This is a genomic window from Pseudomonas sp. SP16.1 (genome assembly GCF_052682975.1).
In genome coordinates, this window is record NZ_JBQYFZ010000001.1 from 2,431,760 (window position 1) to 2,450,529 (window position 18,770).

General features: G+C 68.3%; 17 protein-coding genes. 13 read left to right on the forward strand and 4 right to left on the reverse strand.

Annotation, left to right across the window (positions count from 1 at the left end; translation table 11 throughout):
• The first annotated feature begins 45 nt into the window (after positions 1–45).
• The gene (locus tag ACUTAF_RS11770) at positions 46–1,596 is read left to right on the forward strand and encodes a cation:proton antiporter domain-containing protein (RefSeq protein ID WP_445580127.1); all 1,551 of its coding nucleotides are present in this window, start codon (positions 46–48) and stop codon (positions 1,594–1,596) included.
• Position 1,597: 1 nt separating this feature from the next.
• Here ACUTAF_RS11770 and ACUTAF_RS11775 read toward each other — a convergent pair whose 3' ends face one another.
• Together ACUTAF_RS11775 and moaA are read right to left on the reverse strand one after the other, a co-directional pair.
• Positions 1,598–2,416 carry a substrate-binding periplasmic protein gene (locus ACUTAF_RS11775; protein WP_445580128.1) on the reverse strand — a complete coding sequence of 273 codons (819 nt, stop codon included), beginning with the start codon at positions 2,414–2,416 and terminating at the stop codon, positions 1,598–1,600.
• A gap of 42 nt (positions 2,417–2,458) precedes the next feature.
• Positions 2,459–3,454 (reverse strand): GTP 3',8-cyclase MoaA, encoded by a 996-nt coding sequence (gene moaA / locus ACUTAF_RS11780; RefSeq protein WP_445580129.1) that lies wholly within the window; start codon positions 3,452–3,454, stop codon positions 2,459–2,461.
• A gap of 212 nt (positions 3,455–3,666) precedes the next feature.
• On the opposite strand from moaA, the gene ACUTAF_RS11785 reads away from it, so the two are divergent.
• Positions 3,667–4,311 carry a TetR/AcrR family transcriptional regulator gene (locus tag ACUTAF_RS11785; RefSeq protein ID WP_445580130.1) on the forward strand — a complete coding sequence of 215 codons (645 nt, stop codon included), beginning with the start codon at positions 3,667–3,669 and terminating at the stop codon, positions 4,309–4,311.
• A 257-nt stretch (positions 4,312–4,568) separates the two neighbouring features.
• Here the strand turns inward: ACUTAF_RS11785 and ACUTAF_RS11790 are convergent, their stop codons facing one another.
• The gene (locus ACUTAF_RS11790) at positions 4,569–5,003 is read right to left on the reverse strand and encodes a GlcG/HbpS family heme-binding protein (protein ID WP_445580131.1); all 435 of its coding nucleotides are present in this window, start codon (positions 5,001–5,003) and stop codon (positions 4,569–4,571) included.
• 336 nt (positions 5,004–5,339) lie between these two features.
• Here ACUTAF_RS11790 and gcl point away from each other — a divergent pair, with 336 nt between their 5' ends.
• From gcl to ACUTAF_RS11825, 7 genes are all read left to right on the forward strand, one after another.
• Positions 5,340–7,115: a glyoxylate carboligase gene (gcl, locus tag ACUTAF_RS11795; protein ID WP_445580132.1), complete on the forward strand. Its 1,776-nt coding sequence runs from the start codon at positions 5,340–5,342 to the stop codon at positions 7,113–7,115.
• A 58-nt stretch (positions 7,116–7,173) separates the two neighbouring features.
• Complete coding sequence (hyi, locus tag ACUTAF_RS11800; protein WP_445580133.1) at positions 7,174–7,956, forward strand: hydroxypyruvate isomerase; 783 nt, start codon at positions 7,174–7,176, stop codon at positions 7,954–7,956.
• A gap of 13 nt (positions 7,957–7,969) precedes the next feature.
• Positions 7,970–8,860, forward strand: a complete 891-nt coding sequence (locus ACUTAF_RS11805) for a 2-hydroxy-3-oxopropionate reductase (protein WP_445580134.1) — start codon at positions 7,970–7,972, stop codon at positions 8,858–8,860.
• A gap of 203 nt (positions 8,861–9,063) precedes the next feature.
• Positions 9,064–10,338 carry a glycerate kinase type-2 family protein gene (locus tag ACUTAF_RS11810; RefSeq protein ID WP_445580135.1) on the forward strand — a complete coding sequence of 425 codons (1,275 nt, stop codon included), beginning with the start codon at positions 9,064–9,066 and terminating at the stop codon, positions 10,336–10,338.
• On the forward strand, positions 10,335–11,750 hold the full coding sequence (gene pyk / locus ACUTAF_RS11815; RefSeq protein ID WP_445580136.1) for a pyruvate kinase: 1,416 nt from the start codon (positions 10,335–10,337) through the stop codon (positions 11,748–11,750). Before ACUTAF_RS11810 ends, pyk begins: the two co-directional genes overlap by 4 nt.
• Positions 11,751–11,831: 81 nt before the next feature.
• Complete coding sequence (locus ACUTAF_RS11820) at positions 11,832–12,737, forward strand: urea transporter (protein WP_445580137.1); 906 nt, start codon at positions 11,832–11,834, stop codon at positions 12,735–12,737.
• Between the two features lie 253 nt (positions 12,738–12,990).
• Positions 12,991–13,404, forward strand: coding sequence for a CopD family protein (locus ACUTAF_RS11825; RefSeq protein WP_445580138.1), 414 nt, complete (start codon positions 12,991–12,993; stop codon positions 13,402–13,404).
• 68 nt (positions 13,405–13,472) lie between these two features.
• Here ACUTAF_RS11825 and ACUTAF_RS11830 read toward each other — a convergent pair whose 3' ends face one another.
• A complete protein-coding gene (locus ACUTAF_RS11830; protein WP_445580139.1) occupies positions 13,473–13,934 on the reverse strand; it encodes a DUF2231 domain-containing protein in 462 nt (153 codons plus the stop codon).
• 138 nt (positions 13,935–14,072) lie between these two features.
• On the opposite strand from ACUTAF_RS11830, the gene coxB reads away from it, so the two are divergent.
• Genes coxB through ACUTAF_RS11850 form a run of 4 tightly spaced genes read left to right on the forward strand, consistent with a single transcriptional unit; the run spans position 14,073 to position 18,728 of the window.
• Positions 14,073–14,963, forward strand: a complete 891-nt coding sequence (coxB, locus tag ACUTAF_RS11835; protein ID WP_445582435.1) for a cytochrome c oxidase subunit II — start codon at positions 14,073–14,075, stop codon at positions 14,961–14,963.
• The gene (ctaD, locus tag ACUTAF_RS11840) at positions 14,960–17,491 is read left to right on the forward strand and encodes a cytochrome c oxidase subunit I (protein ID WP_445580140.1); all 2,532 of its coding nucleotides are present in this window, start codon (positions 14,960–14,962) and stop codon (positions 17,489–17,491) included. The genes coxB and ctaD overlap by 4 nt, the downstream gene beginning before the upstream one ends.
• Positions 17,491–17,844 (forward strand): hypothetical protein, encoded by a 354-nt coding sequence (locus ACUTAF_RS11845; protein ID WP_445580141.1) that lies wholly within the window; start codon positions 17,491–17,493, stop codon positions 17,842–17,844. The genes ctaD and ACUTAF_RS11845 overlap by 1 nt, the downstream gene beginning before the upstream one ends.
• Complete coding sequence (locus ACUTAF_RS11850; protein WP_445580142.1) at positions 17,835–18,728, forward strand: cytochrome c oxidase assembly protein; 894 nt, start codon at positions 17,835–17,837, stop codon at positions 18,726–18,728. The genes ACUTAF_RS11845 and ACUTAF_RS11850 overlap by 10 nt, the downstream gene beginning before the upstream one ends.
• Positions 18,729–18,770: the final 42 nt, after the last annotated feature.

An 18,770-nucleotide genomic window follows, 5' to 3' on the forward strand; every position in this document is an offset into this window, starting at 1 on the left:
AGACTGCCGCTACAATGCGCCGCCGCCACCTGTCAGGGATCATCGATGATCGAAGCCACCTGGATCGCCTTCGCCTTCGTCCTCGGGCTGCTCGCCCGTTTCATCGGCCTACCGCCACTGGTGGGTTATCTGGCTGGCGGCTTCGCCCTGGCCAGCCTCGGCGAACGGGTCGGGGTCGGCAGCAAGGACAGTCAGATCCTCGCCCATATCGCCCATCTCGGCGTGCTCCTGCTGCTGTTCACCGTCGGCCTCAAGCTGAAACTGGGCAACCTGGTGCGCCGCGAGGTGATCGGCGGCGGCCTGCTGCACTTCGCCATCTCCGGCCTGCTGCTGACCCCGGCCATCGTCCTGCTGCTGGAGCTCGACTGGCGCCAGGGCCTGCTGCTGGCGATCGCCCTGTCGTTTTCCAGCACCGTGCTGGCGGCCAAGGTGCTGGAGGGCAAGCGCGAGCTGCGCGCCTTCCACGGCCGCGTGGCGATCGGCGTGCTGATCATCCAGGACCTGCTGGCGCTGCTGGTGATGAGCCTGGCCAGCGGCAAGGTGCCCTCGGCCTGGGCGCTGCTGGTGCTCGCCCTGCCGCTGCTGCGCCCGCTGCTGTTTCGCCTGCTCGACGCCAGCGGCCACGAGGAGCTGATGGTACTGCTGGGTCTGCTGCTGGCCCTGGTGGTCGGTGGCTACGGCTTCGAAGCGCTGGGGCTCAGCTCGGAGCTGGGCGCCCTGGCCTTCGGCGCCATGCTGGCCAAGCATCCGCGCGCCGGCGAGCTGTCCAACTCGCTGTGGAGCATCAAGGAAGTGTTCCTCATCGGCTTCTTCCTGCAGATCGGCATCGGCGGCCTGCCGGGCGCCGACGCCCTGCTCTTCGCCGGTGCCATGGCCCTGCTGCTGCCGCTCAAGGGCGCGCTGTTCTTCCTGCTGTTCATCCTCTTCCGGCTGCGCGCGCGCAGCGCCTTCCTCACCGGGGTGAGCCTGACCAACTACAGCGAGTTCGGCCTGATCGTCGCCAGCGTGGTGATGCCGCAGTGGCTGATCCCGCTAGCGATCACGGTGGCGATCTCCTTCGTCATTTCCGCGCCGCTGAACCGCGTCGCCCATCGCCTCTACGAGCATCTGGGGCCAGGCCTGAGCCGCCTGGAGCGCGCCACCCGCCACCCGGACGAGCAGCCGATCTCGCTCGGCAACGCCCAGGTACTGATCATGGGCATGGGCCGCACCGGCCGCGCCGCGTACGACCGCCTGGCCGGCAAGGACTTCAGGCTGGTCAGCCTGGACTCCGACCCGGTGGCCATCGACCTGAGCCGGCGCGCCGGCCGCAATGTGCTGTTCGCCGATGCCGAGGACCAGATGTTCTGGCAGAACCTGCAGATGCGCGAGGTACAGGCGGTGATCCTGGCGATGAACGACCCGGAGGCGAAGATCATCTCCACCGAGAAGCTGCGCGCTCGCGGCTTCCGCGGCCTGATCCTCTCCCACGCCATGTACGAGGACATCGCCCGGCGCATCGAGGAGGCCGGCGCCGACTGCACCTACCTGACCATGAGCGAGGCCGGTACCGGCCTGGCCGAGCACGCGGCCCAGGCGCTGCGGGCGCAGGCCTGACTCAGGGCTGGTTGCGCGCCTTGCGCCGCTCCAGGAAGTCCACCTTCCACTGCTCCAGGCCGAGGTACTCGGAGTTCAGATTGGCCTCGACCCGGTACTGATCCTTCAGCGCGGCGACCTGCGCGGCGCGCTCGCCGAGAAAGCGATCGAATCGCGCCACCAGCTGCGGATGGCGGCTGCTCGACAGATGGAAGCTGCCACGGGTATGCGGCAGCTTGGGGTCGAACACCAGCGCGCCGGGGCGCGCGCGGATGTTGTCGAGGTAGTGGGTCGCCACCACCACGTTGAAATAGGCGCCGTCGGTGTCCTGCTTCAGCGCCTGGCGGATCATCTGGCGCAGGTCGTCGCTGTAGTCCAAGCGAATCTGCCCGCTGTCGATACGCTGCTCGTAACCGCGTGGCGTCCAGCCCTGGACCAGGCTCAGGCGGCGGACATCGTCCAGCGACCGCCCTTGTCGCCCCGGCGCCACCAGCACACCGTCTACGTAATCGACCACCGCCTGGCTGTAATGCAGGGTCATGCCGGCCTTCTGCGCCTGCGCCCAGTGCGGGCTGTCCGGATACTTGAAATCGATCTCACCGCTGCGCAGGGCCGACAGCAGCTGCACGGCCGAAAGTGGCTTGTACTGCAGGGTCAGACCGCTGTCGGCGGCGAACGCATCCAGCACCTCGCGGGCGAAGCCGCGATACTCGCCCTGGGCGTCGTAGTGATAGTGCGGCGCGTAGAACGGCAGGTTCTCGACGCCGACCACATAGGTCTGCGCCAGCGCACCGGGCGTCAGCACAATGGCAGATAGCAGACACAGTCGTACGGGCTTCATGAAGAGCCTCCTTTATTGTTGTTTTGGGAATCCGAAGGCGGCCTAGCCGCCGGTCATGCTCATAAAGCGCACCACCTGCACCTGTTCATCGGTGGCGAAGTGGTGCCGCTCGGGCTTCAGGCGCAGCGCCTCGATCAGCTCCTGACGCAGGCGCTCGCCGTCCCCCGGGTGCGCACGCAGCAGGTGCTTGAGATCCAGTGCATTGTCATGGCCGAGACAGAGCACCAGCTTGCCCTCGGCGGTGACCCGCACGCGGTTGCAGTCGCCGCAGAAGTTATGGCTGTGCGGGGAGATGAAACCGACCCGCGTATCGCTGCCGACCACCTGCCAGTAGCGCGACGGCCCGCCGGTGACCTGGCTGCTGCGTACCAGCGCATGGCGTTGCTCGATGCGCGCACGCACCTCGTCGCTGGAACAGAAGGTCTGCTGGCGGCTGTGGCTGACCACGCTGCCCAGCGGCATTTCCTCGATAAAGCTGATGTCCAGGCCGCGGGCGATGGCGAAGTCGACCAGATCGAGCACCTCGTCGTCGTTGCGCCCACTCTGCACCACGCTGTTGAGCTTGATCCTGTCGAAGCCGGCGGCGCGCGCCGCGTCGATGCCGGCCAGCACCTGGTCGAGCCGGTCGCGCCGGGTGAAGGCGGCGAAGCGCTCGCGCTTGAGCGAATCCAGGCTGATGTTCAATCGACGCACCCCGGCGGCGCGCAGCTGCGGCGCCATCTGCGCCAGCTGCGTGCCATTGCTGGTGATGGCCAGATCGTCCAGTTCCGCGCGCGCGCCCAGGCGCTGCAGCAGGCTCAGCAGGTTCTTGCGCACCAGCGGCTCGCCGCCGGTGATGCGGATGCGCCGCACGCCGAGGCCGATGAAGGCGTCGGCCACCGCATAGAGCTCTTCCAGGCTGAGAATCTGCTGGCGCGGGGCGAAGACCATGTCCTCGCTCATGCAATAGGTGCAGCGTAGGTCGCAGCGGTCGGTGACCGACAGCCGCAGGTAGGTGATGCGCCGCCCGAAGGGATCGACGAGTTGATTCGTGTGCACAGCCGGTCTCCTGCAGCGTGGCGCGGCGAGACTTTTTGTCGGGGATTTCGCTGCGAAGGATAAAAACAGAAAAGCGATTTCTTGTATACATAAATCTGACCCAAGGGTCAGATAGACGCTGCGCGCCCCGTGGCCGCTGGCTTGAGCCCCGCGCAAGGCCGGTGCTACCATGCCCGCCCGCCGCCCGGCGGCAGAGCAGACCACAGGGCCTTATGACCAGCATTCGCGAACGCAACAAAGAGCTGATCCTGCGCGCGGCCAGCGAAGAGTTCGCCGACAAGGGCTTCGCCGCCACCAAGACCAGCGACATTGCGGCCAAGGCAGGCCTGCCCAAGCCCAACGTCTACTACTACTTCAAGTCCAAGGAAAACCTCTATCGCGAGGTCCTGGAAAGCATCATCGAACCGCTGCTGGCCGCCTCCGCGCCGTTCAACCAGACGGGCCACCCAAGCGAGGTGCTGACCGCCTACATCCGCTCGAAGATCCGCATCTCCCGCGAGCTGCCCTACGCCTCCAAGGTGTTCGCCAGCGAGATCATGCACGGCGCGCCGCACCTCTCGCCGGAGCAGACCGAACAGCTCAACGCCCAGGCCAAGCACAACATCGCCTGCATCCAACGCTGGGTCGAGCAGGGTCTGATGGCGCAGGTCGATCCGCACCACCTGCTGTTCAGCATCTGGGCCGCGACCCAGACCTATGCCGACTTCGACTGGCAGATCTCCACCGTCACCGGCAAGGCCAGCCTGGACGATGCCGACTACGAAGCCGCCGCACAGACCATCATCCGCCTGGTGCTCAAGGGCTGCGAAGTGGCCCCGGCGCCGTCGACGGCTTCCGAGTTGGTCAGCAGCGTCTAGCGGCGGCGCTTACGCCGAATCCGCGGAATACGCCGAACCGCCGAACCCTTAGGGTGGATCGCGCTTTACCGATCCACCGCTTGGTGGATGTAAAAAGCGACATCCACCCTACGCAACGACCCGGAAACAGTGGGAGACGCTTTAGCGGCGATGCCTCCACGTAGCAGTCGCGGCTAAAGCCCCTCCCACAGTCATAGCCCGGATGCAATCCGGGACATAACACGCACCGGCGGTATAGCCGGTGCGCCCCTCACACCCTACAGGCCCGCATCCGCCTTCAGGCCCAGCGATTCCAGCGCGCTGACCGCGCAGCGCTCGTCGATATCCGAGGTATCGCCGGTGATGCCGACGGCGCCGATCACCTCGCCGCACTCGTCGCGGATCAGCACGCCGCCCGGCGCCGGCACCAGGCTGCCCTGGGCCAGGTTGTTCACCGCCCCGATAAAGGCCGGGCGCTGCTGCGCGTCGGCGGCGATCAGGCGCGAGCCCTTGCCCAGGGCCAGCGCGCCCCAGGCCTTGCCGATGGCGATCTGCGGACGCAGCAGGCTGGCGCCGTCCTCGCGCTGCAGGCTGATCAGGTGACCGCCGGCATCCAGTACGGCGACGGTCAGCGGCGCCGCTTTGATCTCGCGGCCCACCGCCAGGGCGCGGTTGCCGATGGCGTTGGCGGTTTGCAGGTTCAAGTTGCTCATGGGGATGACTCCTGAAGTGACGAAGGGAACGAACACCCGACACAAGACCGCGTACTGCGTACCCAGGGATGCGCCGAGCAATCCAAAGCTCGCCTTCACTATCCCACCAGAAACAAAAACTTCAATACCTACATACAATATTATTTTTCTTTGTATACAGTTAATGACGCAACGCCCGCACCCTCCACCCTGGCACCGCTCAAACAGGCGTTTTAAAAGAAATCCGCTCACACGACAGGCTGCACCGGAAAAATTGTTGACCGCGAAGTCATGCCCTGCATAGAATCCGAGCCAGGCGTTTTGTATACAATCTGATAACAAAAGAGGCACAAGATTATGGCCAGAATGAGAGCAATCGAGGCAGCCGTACTGGTGATGCGTCGCGAAGGCGTCGATACCGCGTTCGGCGTCCCCGGCGCTGCCATCAACCCCCTGTATGCCGCACTGAAGAAACTCGGTGGCATCGATCACGTCCTGGCCCGTCACGTCGAAGGCGCTTCGCACATGGCCGAGGGTTACACCCGCACCAACGCCGGCAATATCGGCGTGTGCATCGGCACCTCCGGCCCGGCCGGCACCGACATGGTCACCGGCCTGTACTCGGCGTCCGCCGACTCCATCCCGATCCTCTGCATCACCGGCCAGGCGCCGCGTGCACGCATGCACAAGGAAGACTTCCAGGCAGTCGACATCACCAGCATCGTCGGCCCGGTGACCAAGTGGGCCACCACCGTGATGGAGCCCGGCCAGGTGCCGCGCGCCTTCCAGCGCGCCTTCCATGAAATGCGCAGCGGCCGTCCCGGCCCGGTGCTGATCGACCTGCCGTTCGACGTGCAGATGGCCGAGATCGAATTCGACATCGACGCCTACGAGCCGCTGCCGGTGGCCAAGCCGAGCACCAGCCGCATCCAGGCCGAGAAGGCCATCGCCCTGCTCAACGAAGCCGAGCGCCCGCTGCTGGTCGCCGGTGGCGGTATCTTCAATGCCGACGCGGCGGACAAGCTGGTGGAGTTCGCCGAGCTGACCGGCGTGCCGGTAGTACCGACCCTGATGGGCTGGGGCGCGATCCCCGACGACCACAAGCTGATGGTCGGCATGGTCGGCCTGCAGACCTCGCACCGCTACGGCAACGCCACCCTGCTCGCCTCCGACCTGGTGTTCGGCATCGGCAACCGCTGGGCCAACCGCCACACCGGTTCGGTGGACGTCTACACCGAGGGCCGCAAGTTCATCCACGTCGACATCGAACCGACCCAGATCGGCCGCGTGTTCAACCCGGACCTGGGCATCGTCTCCGACGCCGGCGCCGCGCTGGACGCCTTCCTCGAAGTGGCCCGCGAGTGGCAGGCCGCCGGCAAGCTGAAGGACCGCAGCGCCTGGGTCGAAGCCTGCCGCGAGCGCAAGCGCACCCTGCAGCGCAAGACCCACTTCGACAACGTGCCGGCCAAGCCGCAGCGCGTCTACGAAGAGATGAACGAAGCCTTCGGCAAGGACACCTGCTACGTCAGCACCATCGGTCTGTCGCAGATCGCCGGCGCGCAGTTCCTCCACGTCTACAAGCCGCGCCACTGGATCAACTGCGGCCAGGCCGGCCCGCTGGGCTGGACCATCCCGGCGGCCCTCGGCGTGGTCAAGGCCGACCCGAACCGCAACGTGGTGGCGCTGTCCGGCGACTACGACTTCCAGTTCATGATCGAGGAGCTGGCCGTCGGCGCGCAGTTCAACCTGCCGTACATCCACGTGCTGGTGAACAACTCCTACCTGGGCCTGATCCGTCAGGCGCAGCGCGGCTTCGACATCGATTACTGCGTACAGCTGGCGTTCGAGAACATCAACGCGCCGGAGCTCAACGGTTACGGCGTCGACCACGTCGCCGTGGTCGAGGGCCTGGGCTGCAAGGCGATCCGCGTGTTCGACCCGAACGAACTGCAGAACGCCTTCGCCGAAGCCAAGCGGCTGATGGCCGAGCACCGCGTGCCGGTGGTGGTGGAGATCATCCTGGAGCGCGTTACCAACATCTCCATGGGCACCGAGATCAACGCCATCAACGAGTTCGAGGAACTGGCCGAGCGCGGCGTCGATGCGCCGACCGCCATCTCGCTGCTGGATTGATGCAACCAATCCCCTCTCCCGCTTGCGGGAGAGGGGAGCCAAATTGAAGGAGCACACCATGCCCCGTTTTGCTGCCAACCTGTCCATGCTGTTCACCGAAGTGGACTTCCTGGACCGTTTCGCCGCCGCCGCCGAAGCCGGTTTCAGCGGCGTGGAATACCTCTTCCCCTATGACTTCCCGGTAGAGGAAATCAAGGCCCGCCTGGACGCCAACAAGCTGGAACAGGTGCTGTTCAACCTGCCGGCCGGCGACTGGGGCAAGGGTGAGCGTGGCATCGCCTGCCACCCGGATCGCGTCGAGGAATTCCGCGCCGGCGTCGACCAGGCTATTGCCTACGCCAAGGTGCTGGGCAACCAGCAGATCAACTGCCTGGCCGGCATCCGCCCGCAGGGCGTGGACTGCGCCACCGTCGAGCAGACCTTCGTCGACAACCTGCGCTACGCCGCAGGCAAGCTCGAGGCGGCCGGCATCCGCCTGGTGATGGAAGCGATCAACACCCGCGACATCCCCGGTTTCTACCTGAACAACACCAAGCAGGCCCTGGACATCCGCGACAAGGTCGGCAGCGCCAACCTGTACCTGCAGTACGACATCTACCACATGCAGATCATGGAAGGTGACCTGGCCCGTACCGTGGAAAGCAACCTGGCCGCCATCAACCACGTGCAGCTGGCCGACAACCCCGGCCGCAACGAGCCGGGCACCGGCGAGATCAACTACCGCTTCCTCTTCGAGCACCTGGATCGCATCGGCTACCAGGGCTGGATCGGCTGTGAATACAAGCCGGCAACCACCACCGCTGCCGGCCTCGGCTGGATGAAAGCGCACAACGCAATCTGAGGAGACTCATCTCATGGCAAAAATCGGATTCATCGGCACCGGCATCATGGGCAAGCCCATGGCGCAGAACCTGCAGAAAGCCGGCCACACCCTGTTCTTCTCCGAACACTTCGACAAGGCCCCGGCCGACCTGCTGGGCGACAACGGCATCGCCCTGGCCAACCCGAAGGAAGTGGCCCAGGAAGCCGAATACATCATCGTCATGGTCCCGGACACCCCGCAGGTCGAAGACGTGCTGTTCCGTGACAACGGCATCGCCCAGGGCGTTGGCGCCGGCAAGGTGGTGATCGACATGAGCTCGATCTCCCCCACCGCCACCAAGGCCTTCGCCGAGAAGATCAAGGCCACCGGCGCCGCCTACCTGGACGCCCCGGTGTCCGGCGGCGAAGTCGGCGCCAAGGCCGCGACCCTGTCGATCATGGTCGGTGGCTGCCCGAACGCCTTCGAACGCGCACTGCCGCTGTTCCAGGCCATGGGCAAGAACATCACCCGCGTCGGCGGCAACGGCGACGGCCAGACCGCCAAGGTGGCCAACCAGATCATCGTCGCCCTGAATATCCAGGCGGTTGCCGAGGCCCTGCTGTTCGCCGCCAAGAACGGCGCCGACCCGGCCAAGGTGCGCGAGGCGCTGATGGGCGGTTTCGCCGGCTCGAAGATCCTCGAAGTGCATGGCGAGCGCATGATCAAGGGCACCTTCGATCCGGGCTTCCGCATCAGCCTGCACCAGAAGGACCTCAACCTGGCGCTGTCCGGCGCCCGCGAGCTGGGCCTGAACCTGCCCAACACCGCCAACGCCCAGCAGGTGTTCAGCACCTGCGCGGCCCTCGGCGGCAGCGGCTGGGACCACTCCGCCCTGATCAAGGGTCTGGAGCATATGGCCAACTTCAATATTCGCGGCGAGTAAAGCAAGGCCTGTGGGAGGCGCTTCAGCGGCGACGGTCGCGGCTAAAGCCCCTCCCACGGACATCGCCCACCCTTTCGACCTTCCTGGCAGGAGGTGTCACGGCCCGATTGCCAGGTCGGTCGATTCCACTCCCCAGGCGCTGCCACGCGGCGCCTGCGGACTGGAATCGATCCAGCGTCACCCCAGAACAAGAGAACACCGCCATGACCTTCGATCCGCAACGCCTGCTGCGCGACCTGTTCGCCACCGCCATCGCCGCCGCCCATCCGCGCCAGGTGCTGGCCGACTTTCTTCCCGCCGACCGCAGCGGCCGCGTCATCGTCATCGGCGCCGGCAAGGCCGCCGCGGCCATGGCCGAGGTGATCGAGCAGGAGTGGCAAGGCGAGGTCAGCGGCCTGGTGGTGACCCGCTACGAGCACGGCGCAGGCTGCCAAAAGATCGAAGTGGTGGAAGCCGCTCATCCGGTGCCGGACGACGCCGGCGAGCGCGTCGCTCGCCGCGTGCTGGAGCTGGTCTCGAACCTCTCCGAAGACGACCGAGTGATCTTCCTCCTCTCCGGCGGTGGCTCCTCGCTGCTGGCGCTGCCAGCCGAGGGCATCAGCCTCCAGGACAAGCAGGCGATCAACAAGGCGCTGCTCAAATCCGGCGCCACCATCGGCGAGATGAACTGCGTGCGCAAGCACCTCTCGGCGATCAAGGGCGGCCGCCTGGCCAAGGCCTGCTGGCCGGCCACCGTCTACACCTACGCCATCTCCGACGTGCCCGGCGACGAAGCCACGGTGATCGCCTCCGGCCCCACCGTGGGAGACCCCACCACCTCGGCCGAAGCCCTGGCGATTCTTTCCCGCTACGCCATCGACGTCCCGGCCAACGTGCGTGCCTGGCTGCAGGACCCGCGCTCGGAAACGGTCAAGCCGGGCGACCCGGTACTCGCCCGTAGCCACTTCCAGCTGATCGCCACCCCGCAGCAGTCGCTCGACGCCGCCGCGGCCAGGGCCCAGGAGGCCGGCCTGCCGGTGCTGATCCTCGGCGACCTGGAAGGCGAGTCGCGCGACGTGGCCAAGGTGCATGCCGGCATCGCCCGCCAGGTGCAGCTGCACGGCCAGCCGATCAAGGCGCCGTGCGTGATCCTCTCCGGCGGCGAAACCACCGTCACCGTGCGCGGCAACGGCCGCGGCGGACGCAACGCCGAATTCCTCCTCAGCCTCACCGACAGCCTCAAGGGCCTGCCCGGCGTCTACGCCCTGGCCGGCGACACCGACGGCATCGACGGCTCCGAGGACAACGCCGGCGCCCTGATGACCCCGGACTCCCATGCCCGCGCCGCCGCGCAGGGCCTGTCGGCCCGCGACGAGCTGGACGACAACAACGGCTACGGCTATTTCGCCGCCCTCGACCAGCTGATCGTCACCGGGCCGACCCGTACCAACGTCAACGATTTCCGCGCCATCTTAATTCTCGAGAGCCCTGCCCAATGAACGCCGACAAGAAAGTGAAGATCCTCGCCACCCTCGGGCCGGCGATCCGCGACGCCGCGCATATCCGCCAGCTGGTGGAGGCCGGGGTCAACCTGTTCCGTCTCAACTTCAGCCACGGCGAGCACGCCGACCACGCCCAGCGCTACCAGTGGGTGCGCGAGGTGGAGCGCGAGCTGAACCAGCCGATCGGCATCCTCATGGACCTGCAGGGGCCGAAGCTGCGCGTCGGCCGCTTCGCCGACGGCAAGGTGCAACTGGTCAACGGCCAGAGCCTGCGCCTGGATCTGGACGCCACACCGGGCGACGCCAGCCGGGTCAACCTGCCTCATCCGGAAATCATCGAGGCCCTGCAGCCGGGCATGAGCCTGCTGCTCGACGACGGCCGCCTGCGCCTGAAGGTGACCGCCAAACAGGCTGATGCCGTAGACACCTGCGTCATCGCCGGTGGCGAGCTGTCCGACCGCAAGGGCGTCAACGTGCCCGAGGCCGTGCTGCAGCTGTCGCCGCTGACCGAGAAGGATCGCCGCGACCTGGCCTTCGGCCTGCAGCTAGGCGTGGACTGGGTGGCGCTGTCGTTCGTCCAGCGCCCGGAAGATATCGTCGAGGCCCGCGAGCTGATCGGCGGCAAGGCCTTTCTGATGGCCAAGATCGAGAAGCCCTCGGCGGTGACCCACCTGGAAGAGATCGCCCGCCTGTGCGACGCCATCATGGTGGCGCGCGGCGACCTGGGCGTGGAAGTGCCGGCGGAGAACGTGCCGCGCATCCAGAAGGACATCGTGCGCACCTGCCGCCAGCTCGGCCGCCCGGTGGTCGTCGCCACGCAGATGCTCGAATCCATGCGCTTCTCCCCGGCGCCGACCCGCGCCGAGGTCACCGACGTGGCCAACGCCGTGGCCGAAGGCGCCGATGCGGTGATGCTGTCGGCCGAGACCGCCTCCGGCGACTACCCGCTGGAAACCGTGCAGATGATGAGCAAGATCATCCGCCAGGTGGAAAACGGCCCGGACTACCAGAGCCAGCTCGACGTCGGCCGCCCGCAGGCCGAGGCCACCGCCAGCGACGCCATCAGCTGCGCCATTCGCCGTATCAGTTCGATCCTGCCGGTGGCCGCATTGGTCAACTACAGCGAGTCCGGCGCCTCCAGCCTGCGTGCCTCGCGCGAGCGGCCCAAGGCGCCGATCCTGAGTCTGACCCCGAGCCTGACCACGGCGCGGCGCCTGACCGTGGCCTGGGGCATCTACTCGGTGGTCAACGAACGCCTGCGCAAGGTCGAGGAAGTCACCAGCACCGCGCTGGAGATCGCCCAGGCGCAGGGCATGGCCAAGCGCGGCGAGACCGTGGTGATCACCGCCGGCGAACCCTTCGGCCAGCCCGGCAGCACCAACAGCCTGAGGATCGAAACGCTGCATTGAGCCGCTGCCCGGCTCCACTCCCCTCTCCCGCTTGCGGGAGAGGGGTTGGGGGAGAGGGTTCTTTCGCCCCACCGACACATCATGCCCCCACTACCCTTCTTCCACCCAGCCCTGCAGGGCCTGCGCGCCCTGCTCTGCGGCTTCGCCCAGATCTTCCTGCAACAACACCCCGGCTGCGGCGCGCTGGTGTTGCTGGCGATCCTGCTCGGCGCGCCCGAGCTGCTGCCGGGCGCCCTGCTCGGCGGCCTGGCCTCGATGTGGGTCGCCCAGCGCCGCGGCTATCCGCAGGCGGACATCGCCATCGGCCTGTATGGCTACAACGGCATCCTGCTCGGCCTGCTGCTCGGCCTGAAGCTGGCCTGGTCGCCGCTGCTGGCGCTGCTGATCGTCGCCAGCGCCGGGCTTTCCAGCCTGCTGCTGGCGCCCTGGATGCGGCGCATGCGCGAGCATGGCTGGCTGCCGGCCTTCACCATTCCTTTCGTCTTGCTCGGCCTGGCGCTGCTGACCTTGGTCGCCCCGCCGGTTCTGCCGGCCGCGACGGCGCCTGCGCCAGCCGGCCTGGAATGGCCGCTTGCCGTGCTGCGCGGCCTGGCTCAGGTGGTCTTCGTCGATGCGCCGCTGGCAGGTCTGGTGCTGCTGCTCGCCCTGCTCCTGGCCGACCGCCGCGCCGCGTTGTGGGCGTTGCTGGGCTCGGGCGCCGGCCTGGCCCTCGCCCAGCTGCCCGGCTGGCCCGGCGACGGCGCGCTGGTCGGGCTCAACGGCTACAACGCCGTGCTCGCCGCCATCACCCTGGCGCAGGTTTCGCGCGGCCCGCTCGCGCCGCTGGCCGCGCTGCTGCTGGCCACGGCCCTGCAGGCGGGCTTCGCCCTGCTCGGCCTCAGCCTGCTGACCCTGCCGTTCATCCTCGCCAGCTGGCTGGTGCTGGCCGCGGCCCGGCGCCTGCGCCGCCGGGCCGAGCAAAGGCCGCTGCAACGCAACGCCAGCTAAAAGACGAACCCTCGCCGCCTCGGGCAGTCACACAAAGGGAAGCGGCCGGCGCTTGGCGCCGGTAGGTCCGTGGCACCGGCGGGAAATGACGGATGGATCGGCAGCGTCATGGTAGGAGCCCCGCCCCGGGGCGAAGCTTTGCAAGCCATTCGCCGCGGGGCGCGGCTCCCACTGGAAAGCAGGCGCCGATTCGATAATGCCGTTCGCTCGCGCTTCGACGACGCCCACTTACGAAACGCAAGGGAGAGCATCGATGCCACTGCTCAAACTGCTGCATTTCATGGCCCTGATCGGCTGGTGCGGCGCCCTGCTGTACCTGCCGGCGCTGATCGCCGCGGGCACCCGCAGCAGCGATGCGCTGTTCTATCGCGACCATGCCCACCTGACCCGCATGGTCTTCAACCTGGTCGCCACGCCGGCCGCGCTGCTGGCCATCGGCTCGGGCACCGCGCTGTTTCTCAGCGGCGCGCTGTTCGACGCCTGGCTGATCGTCAAGCTCACCACGGTGACCGGCATGGTGGTCTGCCATGCCCTGTGCGGCGTGCTCATCCTGCGCATCGAGCGTCTGCCGGAACCCTCGGTGGGACTCGAATGCCTGCTGCTCGGCAGCCTGGTCGCCGTGCTGATCAGCGCCACCCTGTGGCTGGTGCTGGCCAAACCCTTCTGAGCCCGGGAATCCCCATCGACATGCACGGCCCGCATCGCCACCATCCCCTGCCAGCCGAGCGCCGCGCCTCAGAGGCTGGTATCGACGCCGACGCCGTGCTCGTAGACCAGCCGCCCGCCCAGGTAGGCCGCCACGGCGATCATCGCGGCGGTCAGCAGCGACAGGTACAGGCCCCAGCGCTCCATGCCCTGCTCCGGGCCGGCGTAGCGCAGCAGCCAGTTCAGCGAGGCCAGCGAGAGCATCATCACCGCCATGATGGCGTGGCACCAGGCGGTGATCTTCAGGCGGATGCTGGTCACCGTGAGCAGGTCGACCAGGCCGGCCAGGCTCGCCACCCAGCCGCCGAACGCGCCGACCCCGGCCAGCCACAGGCTGGCGCGCGCCCAGAACGGATCGCCCAGCCACAGGTAGGCCAGATCGCTGGCCACCAGGCCGAGCAAGGCGGCCACCGGGAAATGGATCATCATCGGGTGCAGCGGGTGCCCGGCGATGGCCGCCCGGCTGACGATCGGCTCCTTTGCTTCGGCCATCCGCGCCTCCCTGAACCTGAACAAACCTGGCGTCGCCCAAGACGCCGCCCTTGCCTGCAATTGACCACGCTGACGCTGGCAGTTCCGTTGCTCGTCGCCTGCGCCGGGCCACAATCGGCGCTCGACCCGGCCGGGCCGATGGCGCGTGAGGTGGCGCTGCTGTGGTGGGTGATGTGCGGCTTCGCCAGCGTCGTGCTGCTGGTGCTCACCGCGCTCTGGGTGCACGCCATGCGCCGCGCGCCGCGCCGCTTCGACGCCGCCCGGGCCGATACGCTCAACCGCCGCTGGCTGATCGGCGGCGGCCTGCTGCTGCCCAGCGTCAGCGTCGCCCTGCTCCTGCTGTTCGGCGTGCCGGCCGGCCAGCGCCTGCTGCCGTTGCCGCTCGACGGCGAGCCGCCGCTGCGCATCGAGGTGATCGGCCATCAGTGGTGGTGGGAAGTGCGCTACCCCGACAGCGGCGTGGTCACCGCCAACCAGCTGCACCTGCCGGCGGGGCGGCCGGTGGACCTGCAGGTGAGCAGCGCCGACGTCATCCACTCGTTTTGGGTGCCGCGCCTGGGCGGCAAGATCGACATGCTGCCCGGCCGGCACAACCGCATCCGCCTGCAGGCCGACCGGCCGGGCCGCTTCCGCGGCCAGTGCTCGGAGTTCTGCGGTACCCAGCACAGCCACATGATTCTCGACGTGCAGGCCCATGCCGAGGCCGACTTCCAGGCCTGGTTGCAGGCCCGCCGCGAGCCGCAGGTCGCCGCCCTGCCCGGCCCGCCCGGCGAGGTCTTCCAGGCGCGCTGCGGCCAGTGCCACCGCGTGGCCGGCATCAGCGATGGCGCGCGGGCTCCCGATCTGAGCGATATCGGCTCACGCAAAAGCCTGGGCGGCGGCGTGCTGAGCAACGAGCCCGGCGCCCTGCGCCGCTGGCTGCGCGAACACCAGCGGCTGAAACCCGGCAATGCCATGCCGCTGCACGACGATATCGACCCCGATCACCTTGGCGCCATCGCCGACTGGCTGGAGACCCTGACCCCGTGAACCGCGACGCCCGCCGCAGCAGCCCCGATGCGCAGCAACTGCACGACCGGTTCAACGCCGTGTGGGGCAACCCGCGCGGCTGGAAGGCGCTGACGGTGGTCAACCACAGCACCGTCGGCGTGCGCTTCATGCTCACCGGGCTGGGCTTCTTCCTGTTCGGCGGGCTGCTGGCGATGCTGGTGCGCACGCAGCTGGCGTTGCCGGGCTACGACTTCCTCGAGCCGGACCTGTACAACCAGATCTTCACCATGCACGGCACGGTGATGATGTTTCTCTTCGCCGTGCCGATGATGGAGGGCCTGGCCGTTTACCTGATCCCCAAGATGCTCGGCGCGCGCGACCTGGTGTTCCCGCGGCTGACGTCCCTGGGCTACTGGTGCTACCTGTTCGGCGGGCTGATCCTCTGCTCCAGCCTGCTGCTGGGCATCGCGCCGAAGGCCGGCTGGTTCATGTACACGCCGCTGTCCGGCGCGGTGCACACGCCGGGGCCGAACTCGGATTTCTGGCTGCTGGGCATCACCTTCGTCGAGATCTCCGCAGTGTCGGCCGGGGTCGAGCTGGTGGTGTCGATCCTGCGCACCCGCGCCGAGGGCATGGCGCTGCACAGGATGCCGATCTATGCCTGGTACATCCTGGTGATGGCGATGATGATCGTGGTCGGCTTCCCGCCGCTGATCCTCGGCAGCATCCTGCTGGAGCTCGAGCGCGCCGCCGGCCTGCCGTTCTTCGAGGTCGCCCGCGGCGGCGATCCGCTGCTGTGGCAGCACCTGTTCTGGCTGTTCGGCCACCCCGAGGTGTACATCATCTTCCTGCCCGCCGCCGGCATCGTCTCGACCCTGCTGCCGGTGTTCTGCCAGCGGCCGCTGGTGGGCTACCGGGCGGTGGTGCTGGCGATCCTCAGCACCGGCTTCATCAGCTTCGGCCTGTGGGTGCACCACATGTTCACCGTCGGCATCCCGCAACTGGCCCAGGCGTTCTTCTCGGCGGCGAGCATGCTGGTGGCGATTCCCACCGGCGTCCAGGTGTTCGCCTGGATCGCCACGCTGTGGCTCGGCCGGCCGGTCTACCACGTGCCGATGCTGTGGCTGGTGGGTTTTCTGGTGGTCTTCGTCTGTGGCGGCCTGACCGGCGTGATGCTGGCGCTGGTGCCGTTCGACTGGCAGGTGCACGACACCCATTTCGTGGTGGCGCATATGCACTACGTGCTGGTCGGCGGCATGTTCTTCCCGCTGCTGGCCGGCATCTACTACTGGCTGCCGCACTTCTCCGGGCGCCTGCCGTCGGTGCGCCTGGGCCGCTGGGGCTTCTGGCTGGTGTTCGTCGGCTTCAACCTGACCTTCCTGATCATGCACTGGACCGGGCTGCTGGGCATGCCGCGGCGCATCTACACCTACGAGGCGGGGCTGGGCTGGGACCTGCCCAACCTGATCTCGTCGATCGGCAGCTTCGTCATGGCCATCGGTATCGCCACCGTCCTGCTCGACATCGTCCTGCACTTTCGCTTCGGCCAGCCGGCTGCAGTCAATCCGTGGCGCGCCGACACCCTGGAATGGGCCACCAGTCTGCCGCCGGGCCCCTACAACTTCGTCAGCCTGCCGCGAATTAGCAGCCGCCACCCGCTATGGGACGACCCCGAGCTGCCGCACAGCATCGCCCGCGGCGAGCACGCCCTGACCGTGATCGACCACGGCCGCCGGGAAACCTGGGGCACCGAGCCGCTGACCGGCACGGTGCGCGAGATCGTCCACCTGCCCGGCAACAGCTGGCTGCCGTTTCTCGCCGCCGTCTGCATCGCCGTCGTCTGCCTGGGCCTGCTGGCCAAGTTCTACTGGCTCGCCCTGGCCGCCAGCCTGCTCGCCCTGGCGGTGCTGCTGCGCTGGAGCTGGGAGAACGGCACCCACCCGCTGGCCGCCCCGGACGCGCGGGTGCAGCCCGGCGAGCCGCCGCTGCACTCGCGCACCGGCGACGGCCCGGGCCTGTGGGGCATGGGCGTGACGCTGCTGGCCAACGGCGCGCTGTACCTGTCGCTGCTGTTCGGCTGGTTCTACCTGTGGACGGTCTCGCCCAACTGGCAGGTACCGAACACGCCGGCCATCGACCCGCGTCTGCTGCTGGCCAGCGCCGTGCTGCTGAGCCTCGCCGTGCTCTGGCAGCGCCCCCTGCTCAGACGATTGCGCCGCGGCCAGGGCGAGCCCCGCGCGCTGCAGCGGCGTTTCGCCGGCGTGGCGACCCTGGGCCTGGTGCAGTCGGCCCTGCTGCTGTGGGCGTTGCTGGCCGGCGAACTGGCGCCGCGCGCCACCGCTCACGATGCGGTGATCGTCGTGCTGCTGGGCTACAGCCTCGGCCACTGCCTGCTGGCGGCGCTGCTCAGCGCGCTGCAGGCCCTGCGCGTGCGCCGTGGCTACGTCGGCGCCCGCGCGCCCTACGAGCCGCTGGTGGTCGAGCAGCTGTGGCTCTACAACCTGGTGGTGCTGTGGCTGACCTACTGCGCCGTGGTGCTCTTCCCCCCGACCTTCGGAGGCGTCTGATGCAGCCGCTGCGCTCGCCCTACAACCCGATCCACATCCCACTCGGCCTGGTGCTCTGGAGCCTGGGTTTCGTCGTGCTGTACGGCGGCCTGTCGGTCGGTTGCGCGCTGGCCCCGCCGCCTGCCGAGCAGGGCCCCTGGACCTGGCTCAACGCCCTGCTCGGGCTCGGCGCGTTGCTCGGCGTGGCGCTGCTGCTGTGGCTGGCGCGGCTGTTCCAGCGCGCCGCGCGGCGCGCGCCCGAGCAGCCGGCGGAGCGCTTCGTCGCGCGCCTGGCGGCCTGCGTCCATCTGATCGGCGCCATCGCCACCCTGGTCGTCGCCCTGCCCATCCTGGGTCTGCCGCCGTGCGTCTGAGCGCGCCGCTGGCGCTCGCCCTGCTGCCCAGCGCCGCCAGCGCCCACGGCCTGCCCGAGGGCCATCTGCAGCTGGCCGAGCGCCTGCCGCTGCTGCTCGCCGCCCTGCTCCTGGGCGCGGCCTGGCTGCTCTACCTCATCGGTTGCCGCCGCGTGCCGGCGCACGGCCGGGAAGCGCTGTGGCTGCATCTGGCCATGCTCGTCGCGCTGCTGGCGGTTTTCGGCCCGCTGGACGACTGGGCCGAGACCAGTACCAGCCTGCACATGCTCCAGCACATGCTGTTCATCATCGTCATCGCCCCGCTCTGGGCCCTGGCCCGGCCCCTGCCGCAGTGGCGCGCCGCCGCCGGGCGCTGGTTGCAGCCGCTGTACCACGGCGTGCTTCGCTGCGGCCGCCACCCGCTGGCCCTGGCGGTGCTGCACGGCGCGGCGATCTGGGCCTGGCACAGCCCGCGCCTGTACCTGCTGGCCCTGGAAAATCCCTGGTGGCACGCCATCGAACACGCCTGTTTCCTGCTCAGTGCCTGGCTGCTGTGGTGGTCGTGCCTGCGCGCCAATCCCAGGCAGGTGCCGCAGGCGCTGATGGCCATCCTGCTGACGCTGATGCACACCGGCCTGCTCGGCGCGCTGCTGACGTTCGGCAACCGGCCCTTCTACGGCGAGTCGCGCGAATTGGCCGACCAGCAACTGGCCGGCCTGCTGATGTGGGTACCCGGCAGCCTGGCCTACCTGGCCGGCGCCGCCTGGATCACCTGGCGCTGGCTGACGCGCATCTGGCGGCGGCACGGCGCCGCGCGGCAGCTCGGGGAAGAAGGCCGAGGCGCGGCGTATCCCGCTGCTGCGCAGGTCGCGGATACGCAAGGCCGGCGCGATCCTTCCTGCTAGCGTGAAGCCCCTTTTCCCTCGGGTCCGACGACCCGCCCCACC